Origin of the sequence: Variovorax sp. PBL-H6, from assembly GCF_901827155.1 — a bacterium.
Lineage (GTDB): Bacteria > Pseudomonadota > Gammaproteobacteria > Burkholderiales > Burkholderiaceae_C > Variovorax.
This window is the reverse complement of the sequence record NZ_LR594659.1, coordinates 273,236-289,232: the sequence shown is the minus strand read 5'-3', so window position 1 is coordinate 289,232 and position 15,997 is coordinate 273,236. Positions and strand designations below refer to the sequence as shown.

15 protein-coding genes are annotated in these 15,997 nt (G+C 65.5%); 4 read left to right on the top strand and 11 right to left on the bottom strand.

Annotation, left to right across the window (positions count from 1 at the left end; all coding sequences use genetic code 11):
* Nucleotides 1–95: 95 nt before the first annotated feature.
* Complete coding sequence (locus G3W89_RS01390) at nt 96–1,142, bottom strand: homocysteine S-methyltransferase family protein (protein ID WP_162572432.1); 1,047 nt, start codon at nt 1,140–1,142, stop codon at nt 96–98.
* 386 nt (nt 1,143–1,528) lie between these two features.
* Here G3W89_RS01390 and G3W89_RS01385 point away from each other — a divergent pair, with 386 nt between their 5' ends.
* The 4 genes from G3W89_RS01385 to G3W89_RS01370 all read left to right on the top strand — a co-directional run bounded on the left by G3W89_RS01385 (nt 1,529) and on the right by G3W89_RS01370 (nt 4,740).
* Complete coding sequence (locus G3W89_RS01385; protein ID WP_162572431.1) at nt 1,529–1,909, top strand: hypothetical protein; 381 nt, start codon at nt 1,529–1,531, stop codon at nt 1,907–1,909.
* Nucleotides 1,910–2,254: 345 nt separating this feature from the next.
* Nucleotides 2,255–2,698: a CesT family type III secretion system chaperone gene (locus tag G3W89_RS01380; RefSeq protein WP_162572430.1), complete on the top strand. Its 444-nt coding sequence runs from the start codon at nt 2,255–2,257 to the stop codon at nt 2,696–2,698.
* 51 nt (nt 2,699–2,749) lie between these two features.
* The gene (locus G3W89_RS01375; protein WP_162572429.1) at nt 2,750–3,538 is read left to right on the top strand and encodes a hypothetical protein; all 789 of its coding nucleotides are present in this window, start codon (nt 2,750–2,752) and stop codon (nt 3,536–3,538) included.
* An 11-nt stretch (nt 3,539–3,549) separates the two neighbouring features.
* On the top strand, nt 3,550–4,740 hold the full coding sequence (locus G3W89_RS01370; protein ID WP_162572428.1) for a hypothetical protein: 1,191 nt from the start codon (nt 3,550–3,552) through the stop codon (nt 4,738–4,740).
* 50 nt (nt 4,741–4,790) lie between these two features.
* Here the strand turns inward: G3W89_RS01370 and hutG are convergent, their stop codons facing one another.
* Genes hutG through hutC form a run of 10 tightly spaced genes read right to left on the bottom strand, consistent with a single transcriptional unit; the run spans nt 4,791 to nt 15,981 of the window.
* Nucleotides 4,791–5,606: an N-formylglutamate deformylase gene (gene hutG, locus G3W89_RS01365; RefSeq protein WP_162572427.1), complete on the bottom strand. Its 816-nt coding sequence runs from the start codon at nt 5,604–5,606 to the stop codon at nt 4,791–4,793.
* A complete protein-coding gene (locus tag G3W89_RS01360) occupies nt 5,603–7,033 on the bottom strand; it encodes a formimidoylglutamate deiminase (RefSeq protein WP_162577269.1) in 1,431 nt (476 codons plus the stop codon). Before G3W89_RS01360 ends, hutG begins: the two co-directional genes overlap by 4 nt.
* Before the next feature lie 29 nt (nt 7,034–7,062).
* Entirely contained in the window at nt 7,063–8,346 is a 1,284-nt protein-coding gene (gene hutI / locus G3W89_RS01355; protein WP_162572426.1) for an imidazolonepropionase, read from the bottom strand.
* Between the two features lie 22 nt (nt 8,347–8,368).
* Nucleotides 8,369–8,944, bottom strand: a complete 576-nt coding sequence (locus G3W89_RS01350; protein WP_162572425.1) for a HutD/Ves family protein — start codon at nt 8,942–8,944, stop codon at nt 8,369–8,371.
* Nucleotides 8,945–8,972: 28 nt separating this feature from the next.
* A complete protein-coding gene (locus G3W89_RS01345) occupies nt 8,973–9,932 on the bottom strand; it encodes a tripartite tricarboxylate transporter substrate binding protein (RefSeq protein ID WP_162572424.1) in 960 nt (319 codons plus the stop codon).
* Nucleotides 9,932–10,738, bottom strand: coding sequence for a phosphate/phosphite/phosphonate ABC transporter substrate-binding protein (locus G3W89_RS01340; protein WP_162572423.1), 807 nt, complete (start codon nt 10,736–10,738; stop codon nt 9,932–9,934). Before G3W89_RS01340 ends, G3W89_RS01345 begins: the two co-directional genes overlap by 1 nt.
* Before the next feature lie 4 nt (nt 10,739–10,742).
* Entirely contained in the window at nt 10,743–11,744 is a 1,002-nt protein-coding gene (locus tag G3W89_RS01335; RefSeq protein WP_162572422.1) for an ornithine cyclodeaminase family protein, read from the bottom strand.
* An 11-nt stretch (nt 11,745–11,755) separates the two neighbouring features.
* The gene (hutU, locus tag G3W89_RS01330) at nt 11,756–13,477 is read right to left on the bottom strand and encodes a urocanate hydratase (protein ID WP_162572421.1); all 1,722 of its coding nucleotides are present in this window, start codon (nt 13,475–13,477) and stop codon (nt 11,756–11,758) included.
* A 29-nt stretch (nt 13,478–13,506) separates the two neighbouring features.
* Complete coding sequence (hutH, locus tag G3W89_RS01325) at nt 13,507–15,141, bottom strand: histidine ammonia-lyase (protein WP_162572420.1); 1,635 nt, start codon at nt 15,139–15,141, stop codon at nt 13,507–13,509.
* Between the two features lie 54 nt (nt 15,142–15,195).
* Nucleotides 15,196–15,981 (bottom strand): histidine utilization repressor, encoded by a 786-nt coding sequence (gene hutC / locus G3W89_RS01320; RefSeq protein ID WP_162572419.1) that lies wholly within the window; start codon nt 15,979–15,981, stop codon nt 15,196–15,198.
* Between the last annotated feature and the right edge of the window lie 16 nt (nt 15,982–15,997).

Below are 15,997 nucleotides of genomic sequence, written 5' to 3'. Positions count from 1 at the left end.
ATCCGGCCTTTACAGGAGCCGGCCCCTGTCGAGCTTAGGAAAGTACCTCGCCTTCGGCGGCGATGCCAGCGGCCTTCGGAACAGCCGGGCGCAGTTCAAGCAGGTTCGGAGTAGAAGGCCGCCCGATGCAGTGCCCGGCCCGCCAGCGGCGACACCGCCTGTCCGATCGAGGCGATGTGTTCCGGCGTGGTGCCGCAGCAGCCGCCCACGATGTTGACCAACCCCTCCGAGGCGAACTCGTGCAGCAGGCGCGACGTGACATCCGGCGTCTCGTCGAAGCCGGTCTCGCTCATCGGGTTGGGGAGGCCCGCATTGGGATAGCAGCTGATGAAGGTGTCGTCCGCCACCCGCGCCAGCTCCTGGATGTAGGGCCGCATCAGCGCCGCGCCCAGCGCGCAGTTCAGCCCGACGGCCAGCGGACGTGCATGGCGCACGCTGTGCCAGAAGGCGGTGACGGTCTGGCCGCTGAGGATGCGGCCCGACGCATCGGTGACCGTGCCGCTGATGATCAGCGGCAGGCGCTCGCCGCTGGCCGCGAAGTACTCGTCGACCGCGAACAGCGCGGCCTTGGCGTTGAGCGTGTCGAAGATGGTCTCGACCAACAGCACGTCGGCGCCGCCCTCGACCAGCGCCTCCACCTGCTCGTAGTAGGAGGAGCGCAGCTCCTCGAAGCTCACGTTGCGCGCGCCGGGGTCGTTCACGTCGGGGCTGATGCTCGCGGTCTTGGGCGTGGGGCCGAGCGCGCCGGCCACGAAGCGCGGCTTGTCAGGCGTGGAGAACTTGTCGCACGCGGCGCGCGCGATGCGCGCGGATGCGAGGTTCATCTCGCGCGCCAGCTCGGCCATTTTGTAGTCTTCCTGCGCGATGCGGGTGGCGCCGAAGGTGTTGGTCTCGATCAGGTCGGCGCCCGCAGCGAGGTAGGCCTCGTGGATGTCACGGATGACCTCGGGGCGTGTCAGCGAGAGCAGCTCGTTGTTGCCCTTCACGTCGCGCGGAAAGTCCTTGAAGCGCTCGCCGCGGTACTGGGCCTCGGTGAGCTTGAAGCGCTGGATCATCGTTCCCATGGCGCCGTCGAGGATGGCGATGCGGGTGGCGAGGATCTCGGGCAGTTGCTGGGCGCGCGTGTAGGTGAGGGGCTTCATGGGGGGATTGTAGGAACGGACATGAACACCTCCTCCCAAGACCGTTTCTTGGTCACATATCTGTCCACTTGTGCTCGCGATGGAACTATTCGCGACACTGAGTTACGGAACTAAGCGTACGGTGCGTCACCGGCTGGTGACGCGAGTTTCTCAAATTATTCAATAGTCGGATTTGATTTATGCTCCCTGCTGGAACTCCTTTTACCAAAACGTTTCCCAAACCCGTACTTGAATCTACAAATACCGCATCCGCCGATGAAAAAACGACCTTACAAGGGATCGACGGCATCAACATCAAGAAGCAGTAACAAAAACAAGCGCCTACTGCCTCGGAGCAAAACACCACCCTCAATGATCTCAACTGGGCACCAGCCTCGAGTGAAAAATTGGCCGAAAAGGTCAAAGATCAGATCGCCAGGACTTCATTCACCGGAAATGCCACGGTACGCGTCTTGCTCATCTTCTTCTGCGCGGCCGGCGGCACTATTCCTGTCAATCCAGAACATCCAGAGACCGATGCGTGCGCAAAGAAGCTAACCGACCTTCCCTCCGAAAAAAGATTCGAGCATCTTAAGCAGATCTACATCGAACTGGGACCTTACCTGACCCGAGAGCTAATACTACTGACGACCATGGCTATCGGGAAGATCTTTCTAAATAACGAGTCAGAGGGGAGACCCGAGGAAACAGATTCGATATTGGCGGAATTACGGGCTGGACTACAAGGCCTTCGACTCCTTGACGACAGCGCTATCTCCAGCAATTAAGAATTAGTACCTGGGTGCGCGTAATGTGCCCGCCAACACCGCTGTAGCGCCGCTTGCCTGGTTGCCTTTCGAGAAAGCAGGGCAGCATCGAACGGATCGACTTGGGCGTCACACAGCGCCGCCGGTGCTGTGCCTTGCCTTCATCCGCTCCCGTTGCGCCGCCCGCTTCTGGTAGTCGGGTTTCCAGAGGCATCGGCGCATGCCGTGTGGGCGAGAACGGAAGCGGATCGACGAGTTTCCCGGCACTTTGGCCTTGTGCACCGATGGAACCATTCCGCACGCCGGGGTTACGCATCTGGGCGCGTTGCGTCCACGGTGGACAAAGCCGCGATCAGGAACACCACCATGAACCAGCTCCAATTCAACGGCATCTGCGAAGCTGCATCCCGGGCATTGCACGTCGAAGCGTCGTCTCAGGACGGACGCTACTCGCTCTCGGTTGACGAAGTCGAAATCCTCATGGACTTCGACGACGCGGAAGACAGCGATGCGCTCTTCTTCTACATCGACCTGGGGGACACCGACTCACACGAGCGTGCCGAGGTTTGCGAGCAACTGCTGCAGCTCAACCTGCGCACGCACGGAACGCTCCGTGGCGCCTACGCCTTCGACGCCGGCTCGTCGCGAGCCATCTTTTGCGGGGAGCTTCGGGATGACGAAGCGCTCGACGGGGAGTTCGTGGCGGAGATGCTTCGCTTTCACCTGGAGGAAACCAGGACGGCGCGGGACGTCATAGGCCTGCGTGCGTCGGAGAGCCATGGCGTCCTTCTGACCAGCGTGCTGGCCTGACTGGTATTTGCTATTTCCCAACTGTTTCTTCAACCATCGAAAACTCAAGTCATGAGCGCCTCAAGACCAAACAACACCGGAAGACCACTTCCTACGCCCGGCTCGACCTCCAAGGCCACAGCCGAGATCAAAAACGTGTCAATGCCTCAGAACACTGGGAACTTGGCGGTCCTGGTTCCAAAGGAGTCACCTCATTCGTCTCCAGAGCGGCCTCGCCCGCCGCTCAACCAGCAGGATTCTGAAAAAGCACCGGAAAGCCAAGCATCTCCTCCAAAAAGGCAGCCTCCGCCAGTCCCCCGCCGAGCTGTCGTTCCCGAGTCAGGCAACGCGGCACTCGAGCAACTGCCGCCAACAGGCAGCAACACCGGCTTCGAAGCCATCGATCTGCCGTCCGAAATTCGTCCGGCGGGGTTGGTCGGAGCAAGCTCTTCCGCCGAGGTCAAGCGCCGCCTCACGACGTCTCCTTCAGGCAAGGCGCCAGCCTTCCTGAGACTGGACCGATTGAAGACGAGTGAGCAGAAAAACAGCTCGCCGCGACCTATACCAAAATTCTCGCTAAGCCCGCGGCCCGTTAATCAAGTCAACGAAAACCATCCGGCGAATTACGATGAAGAACTCGACAAGCTTGCTGAATATCTGAAAACAGAAGCCAATGAGATTCCGGTCCGGAATCAATCGAGATTGAACAGCCCCGAAAAGAAGTCTGCTCGACCCCAACTGCAACGTACGGGCCACGTGAGGCAATTATCTGCGGCGTACCGAGCGCCTCGGGAAAATGTCACTCCGCCGGCGACCCTTCAAAGCGATCCAAGCGACGCAGGGTCTGGATCTGAAAACTAAGGAGCCTAACCATGAGTCGATTTCCATCCGTGACCAGGAGCACCTCCTATAAATCCAAGCCGGAGCAGAAAGAAAGAAAGAACGAAAAAATCGACGAGAATCTCGCATCCATTCTCGAGGGCAAGAGTCCAGAATCTCCCCGTCTCCGACAAACGGCAATTCGCCCAAAGCTGGATGTGCAGACGAGAGAGAAGCTTGAAGCGTCGGAGCGGGAAGTTGCGACTCACGCTCGGGAAGACAGTGGCAGCGAATCGGCTGAAGATGCCTCCAACATCATCCAGATCTCCCGGACAGAGACTGCTCCCGGCAACGAGGAGCGAATGGCCTCCAAGCCAAAAATACGACCAGTATTGCAGCGCCAAGAGAAAAAGACCAGCATACAAAAAGTCGTCAGCGAAAAGCCCAAGAGCAGGACAGGACTCATACCGCGACAGCGGCAATTCCCGAGGCCAAGTCCAAGGCCCTTGAATTTCAGCGGCCAGCTGCCCAGCCTTCCACAAGTTCCAGGCGAGCCAGAAATAGCGAACGAAGCCAATCTGAACGAGGAGCTATTTAATTTCGATGCGATCGAAACTCTTCTTGATCCAGGGGCCGATGCTGCCAAGATTCAAACGATCTTGAGTGGGACTCGAGAAGAGCATGAAACTTCTTCTGGCTCCGCATCACAGATTGAATCAAGCCGTAGCAAGCCAAAAGATCTAGATGAAGTGGTGAAAGAACTGGAAGAGTTCAAGAAGTTTGTGATTTTGGAGGAGCGAAGCGATACGAAACAGCCTGTGCGTGCAATGCCGAACTTTATGTCTCAAAATTTGGCGCCAGCGACGAGCAAGAAGATGGCGGAGACAGTCAAACTCCTGATTGAGCGCAACGAAGGCGACAAGCGGAAATCAGATCGAGCGCTGAATATTCTCTACTGTGCTGCAGGTGGCCATAGGCAGTTTTGCCTTCCGATCGCCTATCCGGAGACTGATGCCTGTGCTGACGCTCTCACGAAAATTCCGCTTGAGAAGAGGTCAGAGTACCTCAACGAACTGTATCTCAAGCTTAAGCAATACCTCTCTCCGGCACAACAAGAGTTGATAGAACCTCGCCTCAAAAATATCGAGCAATGCAGCAAGTTAGTAACGGAGATTATCAGTTTGAACAACTATTTGAAGCACCTCCGGACGGAGATCATTGAGGAAATGGAAAAAATTAGCTGAAAAGGGGGATTTACCTCCCGCGAAGCTGTTCGGGGCGCAGAAAGCGCGCCTTACCGGGATCCAACAAACTCCAGCACCGCCTCCACCATCCGCCGCACCACCGGCTGCACGCGGATGGCGGTCTCAGGCAGGTACGCAAAAGGCAGCTGCTCCTCCATGTAGCTGGCCTGCGTCATTTCCAACTGCACTGCATGCACGCCTCCCGCGGGATTTCCGTAGGTGCGCGTGATGTGGCCGCCCTTGAAGCGGCCGTTCAACACGGCGGTATGGCCGCTTGCCGATGAGGCGATCCGCAGCAGCTCAGCAGCCAGCGCCGGATCGCAGCTCGTCCCTCCCCCTGTCCCCAGATTGAGATCGGTCAATCGCCCTTCAAAGAAGCGCGGCAGCACCGAGCGGATCGAGTGCGCGTCCCACAACGCCACGGTGCCATGCACCGCCTTCATGCGTTCCAGCGCTTCCGCCAGCTTCTGGTGATATGGCCTCCAGATCGCATCGACGCGCGCCGCAATCTCGGCCTCGTCCGGCACGTCGCCGGCGGCGTACAGCGGTGTCTTGTCGAAGGTGTCAACGGGGCACAGGCCGGTGGTGTCCTGGCCCGGGTAGAGGTTCTGGTTGTCCGGCGGCCGGTTCAGGTCGATCACATAGCGCGAATGCGTCGCCACGAGGACGGAAGCCCCCAGTTCGTCGGCGAAGTCATAGAGGCGTTCCAGGTGCCAGTCGGTATCGGGCACTTGCCTCGCTTCGTCGGTCAATCGAGCGGCCAATGTGGGCGGGACATGGGTTCCGACATGCGGCATGGAGATCAGCAGCGGCCGGGTGCCCTGGCGGAAGCGGAAAGGGGGCTCGGTGGTTTCGAAGAGATTCATGATGAAGCAGTGAGCAGTTGACTGCGCGCGGCGACGAAGGCCGCCGCCGCGTCGTGGTGAAGCGGATGCAATCCGCCGGCAACACGCTGTTGCCCGGCCACCCAGGCCGCGGCAATGGCATTGGTCCGGTGACTGGCGAAGACGTGCGAGGACAGCATGTCGGGCGCGCAGAGGCCGGCGAGCGCGGAATGTTCGGCATCGAGCATGACGAAGTCGGCCTGCTGGCCGACGGCGAGGCCCGCGACCGCTCGGCCGCAAGCCTGTGCCCCGCCCTGCACTGCCGCGAGCGTCATGGCCGTCGCGACACAGGGCTCGGCCGCATCGGCGCCGATGTTGCGCTGCCGGGTCGCGAGCCGCTGGCCGTATTCAAGCATCAGCAGTTCCTCGGCGGCGTTGACGCAGGCATGGCTGTCGGAGCCAATGCCCCAGCGCCCGCCACTCGACCGCCAGGCAGCGAAGTCGAAGAGGCCGTCGCCGAGGTTGGCCTCGGTGGTCGGGCACAGGCCCGCCACCGCGCCGCTCGCGGCAGCGCAACGGTATTCGCCGGCATCCATGTGCGTGGCATGGACGAGGCACCATCGCGCGTCGACCGGCGCGTGCTCGAGCAGCCAGGCGACGGGGCGCTGCCCGCTCCAGGCCAGGCAGGCCTCGACCTCGGCGGTCTGTTCGGCGATGTGGATGTGGATGGGCGCGGTGGCATCGATCGCGTCCAGCCCCGAGAGCGCGTCGCGCAAGGCTTCGGGCGCGACCGCGCGCAACGAATGCGGCGCGAGGCCGAGGCGCGCTCCCTGCGACTCGCACAAGGGCCGCAGCCGATCGAGCAAGCGCAGCATCGACTCCGTCGAACGCACGAAGCGCCGCTGCCCCGCGTCGGGCGGCTGGCCGCCGAAGGCGCTGGCCTGGTAGAGCACCGGCAGCAAGGTCAGGCCGATGCCGCTTCGCTCGGCTGCGCGCAGCAGGGCGAGCGCGAGCTCCGCGTCATCGGCATAAGGACGTCCGTCACGGTCGTGATGCAGGTAGTGGAACTCGCACACCGACGTGTAGCCAGCCTCGAGCATCTCGACATAAAGCCAGGTGGCAATGGCCTCGACCTGCCGAGGCGATAGCTGGGCCGCGAAGCGGTACATCAGCGTGCGCCAGCTCCAGAAGCTGTCTTCTCCACTGCCACGGAATTCTGTGAGACCGGCGAAGGCGCGCTGAAAGGCGTGCGAATGCAGGTTGGGCATGCCGGGAAGAAGGGGGCCGCTTGCCGCCGTCGTGCCCGCAGGCGGCTGCGCGTTGGCCTGCACATGGGTGAGTTGGCCTGCGTCGTTCCACGCCAGCAGCACGTTCTTCGACCAGCCCTCCGGAAGGAGCGCATCCTGCGCGAAGAGTGTCGTGCCTCCCTTGCTCTCTCTCCCTCCGGGAGAGTGTTTGGGTGAGCGCACCGGGCCTTCGAGAGACGCAAGTGGACTGTTCACGGCCGCGTGCCCTCACCCTGCCTGTTCCCGGCGGGAGCGGGAGAAGCAACTCGGCCCTGCCGCACCACGATGCGCGCAGGCCTCTGCCCGAACCAGTACGCGAGCTCGGCCGCCTCGCGGACATCCCACATCACGAAGTCGGCCGCCCGCCCGACCCCGAGCACACCATGCGTGTCCGACAAGCCCAGCGCTCGCGCGGCGTGCACGGTGACCCCAGCCAGTGCCTCGGGGACCGTCAGGCGGAACAGCGTGCAGGCCATGTTCATCATCAACAGCAGGCTCAGCGCCGGCGAGGTGCCGGGGTTGTGATCGGTCGCCACCGCCATCGGCACGCCGGCCGTGCGCAGTGCTTCGATGGGCGGCAGGTGCGTGTCGCGCAGCGTGTAGTACGCGCCGGGCAGCAGCACGGCGACGGTGCCGGCCTCGCGCATGGCGGTGATGCCCTCGGGGGAGAGGTGCTCGATGTGGTCGCACGAGAGCGCGCCGTAGCGCGCCGCCAGTGCCGCGCCGCCCATGTCGGTGAGCTGCTCGGCATGCAGCTTGACCGGCAGGCCCAGCGCGCGGGCGGCCTGGAACACGCGCTCTGTCTCTTCCAGCGAAAAGGCGATGCGCTCGCAGAAGACGTCGACCGCATCGACCAGCCCTTCGGCGGCGAGCGCCGGCATCATCTCGCTGCAGACGGCGTCGATGTAGTCGCCGCTGCGGCCCGCGTATTCGGGCGGCAGCGCATGCGCGCCGAGGAAGGTGGTGCGCACGGTCACGCCATAGGCTTCGCCGAGCCGCCGCGCAACGCGCAGCTGCTTGCGCTCGTGGTCGAGCGAGAGGCCATAGCCGGACTTGATCTCGATGGCGCACACGCCGTCGGCCAGCAGCTGTTCGAGGCGCGGCGCGGCCTGGACGAAGAGCTGATCCTCGTCGGCCTCGCGTGTTGCGCGAACCGAGGAGACGATGCCGCCGCCGGCCCTCGCAATCTCTTCGTAGCTCGCACCCGCGAGCCGCATCGCGAACTCGTTGGCACGCTGGCCGCCGTAGACCAGGTGCGTGTGGCAGTCGATCAAGCCGGGCGTGACCAATGCGCCGCCCCCGTGGTGATGCGGACCATCCGCGAAGCGCTCAGGCACTGCGCGGCTGTCGCCGATCCAGGCGATGCGGCCTTGCTCGACGGCGATCACCGCGCGTGCGCCTTCATCGGGCAAGGTGACATCGGGCGCCGCGCCAGGCGCGAGCCGCAGCTCGGTCCACAGTCCATCGGCGGAAGGAAGTTGATTCAGGGCTTTCATCGTTCGTCTCTCAAATCCTGGGTCAGGCGGGCAGGATGCGCACCGCAGCCAGGCGTGCATCCGGCGCCAGCGGCAAGGCCTGCCATGCGTGCGGCGCATCGGTCCAGCACAGGCCCTCGCCTTCTCGGCAGATCTGCTCCTCATCGTTCAGGCGCCAGTCGCCGCGCAATGCCAGCAGCACGCCATGGAGAGCTGCTTCGACGGCGGCTGCTCCCCCGAGCACGCGCAGCTCGGCCTGCCATTGCCCGCGCCGCGTCATCACGTTGAAGTCGCTCGAAGTCCCGCCCTGCAGCGTGCAATCGATCTCCACATCGCCGGCAAAGGCGAAGGGCCTGTGCGGTATGTCGAGCGAGTGATCGATGCGCCCATCACGCGAGCGCAGGCGAACGCCCTCGCCCTCCAGCAGCATGATGCTGCGATCGATGTCCGCGAAGACAGAGAAGGGCCCCTCGGCCGCGATGGTCGCGATGCTCACGCGCCAGCCGAAATCGGACAGGCCCGCGCCGGGCGGCCAGCAGGCAATTTCCTGCGTGGTGCCGCCGCCGTTCTTCCACGGCGCTACGGCCAAGGTGCGGCGCGAGAAATGCGTGAGGCCCATCACATCAATCCATCAATCCATCAATCCATCAATCGGGCTTGATGTTCTGCTTCTTGATCACCTCGGACCAGCGCACGGTTTCCGTGCGGATCGTGGCCGCGAGGTCCTGCGGCTTGCCGCTGCCGGGCTCCAGGCCCTGGGCGGCGAACTTCTCCCTGATCGCGGGCTTGGCCAGCGAGCGGGCGCTCTCGGCATTGAGGCGATCGACCACGGCGGAAGGCGTCCCGGCGGGCGCCATCAGCGCGTACCACGACACGGCCTCGAACTTCGGCAAGCCTTGCTCCGCGATGGTCGGCAGCTCGGGCATGGCGGCCGAGCGCTTCAGACTGGCGACGCCGAGCGCGCGCAGCTTGCCGGACTTGACGTGCGGCAGCACGGCGGACATGGCGCCGAACATCATCGTCACCTGGCCGCCGACCAGGTCGTTGATGGCCGGGCCGATGCCTTTGTAGGGCACGTGGATCAGCTTCACGTCCGCCTCCAGTGCCATCAGCTCGCCGGCCAGGTGGGCCTGGCTTCCCGCGCCGGGCGAGGCGAAGCTCAGCGCGCCAGGCTTCTGCTTCGCCAGCGCGAGCAGCTCCTTGAGCGATTGAGCCGGCACTGCGGCATTCACCGCGAGCACGTTCTCCACCGTCGCCAGCATGGCGACCGGCGCAAGCTCGCTGGCCTTGTAGGGCAACGCGGGAAAGAGGCTGGGATTGACCGCGACGTTGCCCACCGGGACGATGCCCAGCGTGTAGCCGTCGGGCGCGGCCTTGGCGAGCTGCTCGACGCCGATGTTGCCGGCCGCACCGACCTTGTTCTCGACGAGGAAGGGCTGGCCCAGCGTGTCGGATAGCTCCTGGCCGACCACCCGCGCCAGCACGTCGGCCGGGCCGCCGGGCGCGAAGGGCACGATGATGCGCACAGGTTTGGCAGGCCACGTCTGCGCGTTGACGACGGACGCGAAAAGAAGGGGCAAGAGAAGGGCAAGGCGACGCTGGATCATCAGAGGTCCTCGAAGATAGGAAGGTTGGATTGGGCGATCCGCGCGAGGACGTCGTAGTCCGCGGGATCGGGCATGGCAAAGCCGGCAAGCAACAAGCGTTCCGTCACGGCGAGCAGCTCGGGCGCCTTCGTGCTGGCCTGCAGCGCACGGCGCAGGCGCGCGAGCTCGTCCGGCGTCAGTGCGGCGGTGGCCACCAGCGGCGGGATCGGCCGGGCTTCGGTGCTCGCGAGGGTGCGCACCTGCTGCGCGAAGGCAGGCTCGCCCTGCCGAAGGAGGTCGTGGTAGTAGCTGTCGAGCGGTCCGACATCGATGGCGCCGGCGGCCAGCGCATCGATCACGCCGCGCGCGTGGATCAGGCTGCCGACTGACTTGCGGAAGAGACGCTTTCCATGCGCTTCCCGATGAGGCGCGAGGTGATGAGCGAGGGCGACGCCGCCCGACATCGAATCGGCGAGCGTGTAGCCCACCACGCCACCGAAAGTGTCCTCGAGGCGCTGGTACGGTGCATCGGCACGCACCACGATGTCGGTGAAGTAGACGGGCCGGCCCGCATAGCGTGCGGGCGAAGGCACCGGCGCGGCGACCAGCGTCGGCTGCGGCGTGCGTTCCGAGAAGGGCAGTCCGCACATCATCGCCAGTCCCAGGTCCTCGCGCGCCCACAGCGCGGAGAGCGGCGCAGGCGCGTCGTAGTCGATCACCTCCCAGTCGAGCTCCGCGCGCGCGAGCACCCAGGCGAGCAGCGTCTTCCAGTCGGCCCGCGCCGAGGCGGTGGCCGAGTACATGCGCGCGTTGGCGGCGAGGGCCATGGCGTCAGCGGAAGCGCAGCTGCTGCCCGAGCCCCATGCGCCTGGCTTTGTCCAGCATCGCCGAGCCCAGCGCAATGTCCGACAGCGAGAGGCCGCGATGCCAGAACAGGTTGGTCTCATCCTCGCTTTCGCGTCCGGGCTTGAGCCCCGCGACGATCTGGCCCAGCTCGGCGTGCAGCGTCTGTTCGGAGAGCTTGCCGCTGTCGACGTGCGCGCGCAGCGCACCCAGCGGGCCCGCCTTGGCCTGGCCCCAGTCGTCCATCACCATCTTGTCCATGATGTCGGTGAGCGAGAGCTCGACGGCGCTCATGGTGCCGTAGGGAATCACGCACGCGCCCTTCTTGATCCACTCGGTCTTGAGCATGGGCGTGGGCTTCTCCAGGCGCGAGGCCTCGACCACGATGTCGGCACCGCGCACGCAGGACTCCCAGTCCTCGGTGATGGTGATCTTCGTGCCGAGGTCGCGCTCCAGGCGCGCGGCAAACTTCTCGCGGCTCTCGGGGCGGCGCGAATGCACGCGGATCTCGTCGAAGTGGAAGATGGAATGCAGCAGGCGCACGTTCCAGTACGAAGTGCCGCGCGCGCCGATGTGCCCGAGGATCTTCGAGTTCTTTCGCGCAAGGTGCTTGGCGCCAATGGCAGTGATCGCGCCGGTGCGCATGTCGGTGATGTCGGAGGCATCGATGATGGCCACCGGCACGCCGGTTTTCGGGTCGAAGAGGTTGAGCAGCGCCAGCTCCGACGGCAGGCCTTTCTCGTAGTTGCGGTAGAAGTCGCCCACCACCTTGACGCCCGCCACGCCGAGCGGCCGCACGTAGCCGCGCAGCACGTTGAAGTGGCCGGGGTAGTCCTTCTCGGGCACGAGGTGCATGCGCGGCTCGATGGTGGTCTCGCCGCGTCCCTGCGCGAGCAGGCCGGCTTCGACGGCGGCGACGATCTCGGCGTCGGTCATGGCGAGCGCCTGGACGTCGAGGTGGTTCAGGTAGTGCAGGTAGATCTCTGACATTGCTTGGAGCCTCACTTGATCATGGGGAGTTGAAGAGAATGCTTCTTCGCGGCCGCGATGGCCTGCTCGTAGCCCGCGTCGGCGTGGCGCATGACGCCGGTGGCCGGGTCGTTCCAGAGCACGCGCGCGATGCGCTTCGCCGCGGCGTCGGTGCCGTCGCACACGATCACGACGCCCGAATGCTGCGAATAGCCCATGCCGACGCCGCCGCCGTGGTGCAGGCTGACCCAGGTCGCGCCGCCGGCGGTGTTGAGCAGTGCGTTGAGCAGCGGCCAGTCGGACACGGCATCGGTGCCGTCCTTCATGGCCTCGGTCTCGCGGTTGGGGCTGGCGACGGAGCCTGTGTCGAGATGGTCGCGGCCGATGACGATCGGGCCCTTGAGCTCGCCCGACTTCACCATCTCGTTGAAGGCGAGCCCGGCCTTGTGGCGCTCGCCCAGGCCCAGCCAGCAGATGCGCGCGGGAAGGCCCTGGAAAGAGATGCGCTCGCGCGCCATGTCCAGCCAGCGGTGCGTGTGCCTGTTGTCGGGGAACAGTTCCTTGATCTTGGCGTCGGTCTTGTAGATGTCTTCCGGGTCGCCGGAGAGCGCGACCCAGCGGAACGGGCCCTTGCCTTCGCAGAAGAGCGGGCGGATGTAGGCCGGCACGAAGCCGGGGAAGTCGAAGGCGTTCTTCACGCCCTCGTCGAAGGCGACCTGGCGGATGTTGTTGCCGTAGTCGACGGTGGGAATGCCCATGGATTGGAAGTCGAGCATGGCCTGCACGTGCACGGCGCAGGACTTCGCGGCCTCGGCCTGGAGGCGCGCATGCTGCGACGGGTCTTTCTGCGCATCGATCCATTGCTCGACGCTCCAGCCGGCGGGCAGGTAGCCGTTGATCAGGTCATGCGCGGAGGTCTGGTCGGTGACGAGGTCGGGCTTCAGGCCGCCGGCCTTGGCGCGCTTCACCAGCTCGGGCAGGACCTCGGCCGCGTTGCCGAGCAGGGCGATCGACACCGCCTCCTTCGCCGCCGTGTGCTGCCGGATGAGGGCAATCGCGTCGTCGATGTCCCTGGCCTGCTTGTCGACGTAGCGCGTGCGCAGGCGGAAGTCGATGCTCGACTGCTTGCATTCGATGTTGAGCGAGACGGCGCCGGCGAGCGTCGCGGCCAGCGGCTGCGCGCCGCCCATGCCGCCGAGGCCGGCCGTGAGGAACCACTTGCCCGCGAGGTCGTTGTCGTAGTGCTGGCGGCCGGCCTCCACGAACGTCTCGAAGGTGCCCTGCACGATGCCCTGGCTGCCGATGTAGATCCAGCTGCCGGCGGTCATCTGGCCGTACATGAAGAGGCCCTTGCGGTCGAGCTCGTTGAAGTGCTCCCAGGTCGCCCACTTCGGGACGAGGTTGGAGTTGGCGAGCAGCACGCGCGGGGCGTCGGGATGGGTCTTGAAGACGCCGACGGGCTTGCCCGACTGGATCAGCAGGGTCTCGTCGTCTTCGAGGGTCTTCAACGAGGCGAGGATCTGGTCGAAGCATTCCCAGTTGCGCGCCGCGCGGCCGATGCCGCCGTAGACCACCAGGTCCTGCGGGCGCTCGGCCACTTCGGGGTCGAGGTTGTTCTGCAGCATTCGGAACGGGGCCTCGGTGAGCCAGCTCTTGCAGCTGAGCTGGCTGCCGCGCGGCGCGCGGATCACGCGGGTCGCGTCATGGCGTGGATCGGTGGCGGTCTGGGCGACGAACTTGTCTGGAGCGTTCATGGCGGCATGTCCTTTCGTGGGGGCGAGGTTCAGGGGCGGCTGGGGAGGAGGTCCAGCAGGGCGGAGGGCCAATTGCTGCGGCGCGCCCACCGGCGCATGGCTTCGATGTCGGGGGCCATGAAGTGGTCCTGGTCGATGAAGGCGACGCGCTGGCGGATGGCGGTGAATTCGGCTTCGAGCAAGGCGGAGCTCTTCAGCCCGCCGCCGGGCCGCCCCAAGGCGGGCTGCGCGCCCTCGGGGGGCAGCGAGGACACGCCAGTGCCGAGCGTGGGTTTCATGCTGCCTCGTTTCAATTCGATGCCTTGCGCGGCGGCCATCGCCTCGATGCCCACGACCACCGCGGTGTTCTCGACCATCTCGGCGAGACGCCGTGCGGCGAAGGTGGCCATCGACACATGGTCCTCCTGGTTGGCCGAGGTGGGCAGGCTGTCCACGCTGGCCGGATGGGCAAGCGACTTGTTCTCCGAAGCGAGCGATGCGGCCGTGACCTGCGCGATCATGAAGCCGGAGTTGACGCCGCCATCGCGCACCAGGAAGGGCGGCAGGCCCGAGAGGCCGCTGTCGAGCAGCAGGGCCATGCGGCGCTCGCTGATGGCGCCGATCTCGGCCACCGCCAGCGCGATGATGTCGGCCGCGAAGGCGACGGGCTCGGCGTGGAAATTGCCGCCGGAGATCACGTCGCCGTTGTCGAAGACCAGCGGGTTGTCGGAAGCCGCATTGGCCTCGATGCGCAGGACCCGCGCCGCATGCGCGAGGTTGTCGAGGCAGGCGCCCATGACCTGCGGCACGCAGCGGATCGAATACGGGTCCTGCACACGGCCGCAGTCGGCATGCGAGGGAATGATCTCGCTGCCTTCGAGCAGCGTGCGCACCGCGGCAGCGACGGCGATCTGCCCCGGCTGCCCGCGCGCGGCATGGATGCGCGCATCGAAGGGCTTGATCGAACCCTGGATCGCCTCGAGCGACAGTGCGCCCGCCAGCAGGCCGGCCGCAAACACGTCCTCGGCGCCGAACAGGCCTGCCAGCGCCAACGCGGTCGAGACCTGCGTGCCGTTGAGCAAGGCCAGGCCTTCCTTGGGGCCGAGCACGAAGGGCTCGAGGCCGATGCGCGAAAGCGCCTCCGCGCCGCCGATCACCGCGCCCTCGGGCGTCGTGACCTCGCCCTCGCCGATCAGTACGCAGGCCAGGTGGGCCAGCGGCGCGAGATCGCCCGAGGCACCGACCGAGCCTTTTGACGGGATTCGCGGCAGCAGCCCGGCGTTGTGCAACGCGATCAGCGCATCGACGATCTCGGGCGCGATGCCCGAGTGGCCGCGCGCCAGGCTCACGGCCTTGGTGGCGAGCACCAGCCGCACCACGCCGTCAGGCAGCGGCGCGCCGGTGCCGGCGCTGTGCGAGAGCACGAGGTTGCGCTGCAGCTCGGCCAGGCGCTCGTGCGGGATGATGGTCTGGGCGAGCTTGCCGAAACCGGTATTGATGCCGTAGACCACCTCGCCGGAATCGACGATCCCGCGCACGGTCGCCTGCGCAGCCAGCAGGCCCACGCGCGCCGCAGGGTCGAGGGCGAGTTGCACGCGGCCGGCATGCACGCGCCGCAGCGCCGCGAGCTCGACCTCGCCGGGCGTGAGCAGCAGCGGCGCGGTGGAGAGGGGAGTGTCGTCCATGTGGATCCTGTCTATACAAGTAGGTGCGTGCGAAGCGCAGGTGCGTACCTTCGTTCAGCCGAAGCTCGGGTTGCCGTCCGCGCGGAAGCGGCTGCCCAGCCGGTAGCGAGAGGCCGGATGCAGGCAGCGCACCATGGTGACCGGCGTGCTGCGCGACCAGGTGCGCCGCGTCAGCAGCAGACACGGGTCGCTGGCCGGCATGTCGAGCCGCTGCGCCTGCTCGGGCGTGGGCAATACGGCGTCGACCACATGCTCGATCTGGTCGAACGGCACGTTGCGCACCAGGTACTCGCTGGGCGAAGTGGCCGAGAAATCCTGCTCCAGGAAGGCGGGCACCATGCGCGGATTGACGTGGCGGTCTTCCAGCTGAACGGGCAGGTTGTTCTCCAGGTGCAGGCAGACGGTGTGGAACACCGACTCGCCGGGCCGCAGGTCGAGCCACACGGCGACGTCGGGCGAGGCCGCAATGCGCTCTGCGACGAGGAACTTGCAGCGATAGTCGTGCCCGCGGGCGCGGATCTCGCTCGCGATGTTGGCGATCTGCAGCAGCGTGGACTGCGGCTTGTCCTCGGCCACGAAGCTGCCCACGCCGGCCACGCGCACGATGCGGCCCTGCTCCATCAGCTCGCGCAGCGCGCGGTTGACGGTCATGCGCGCCACGCCGAACTTCGCGACCAGTTCGCTTTCCGAAGGCAGTCGGTGGCCGGCGGGCCAGGAGCCGTCCTGGATCTTGTGGGTGATGAAGGACTTGACCTGCTCGTAAAGCGCCAGCGCAGGCTGCACCGGCGCCGCGGCTCGGTGCCCGGTCGTGCTGCTGCGGTGCTTGGCGCTGGTGCTCATGGCTTGTCTTCGTTCT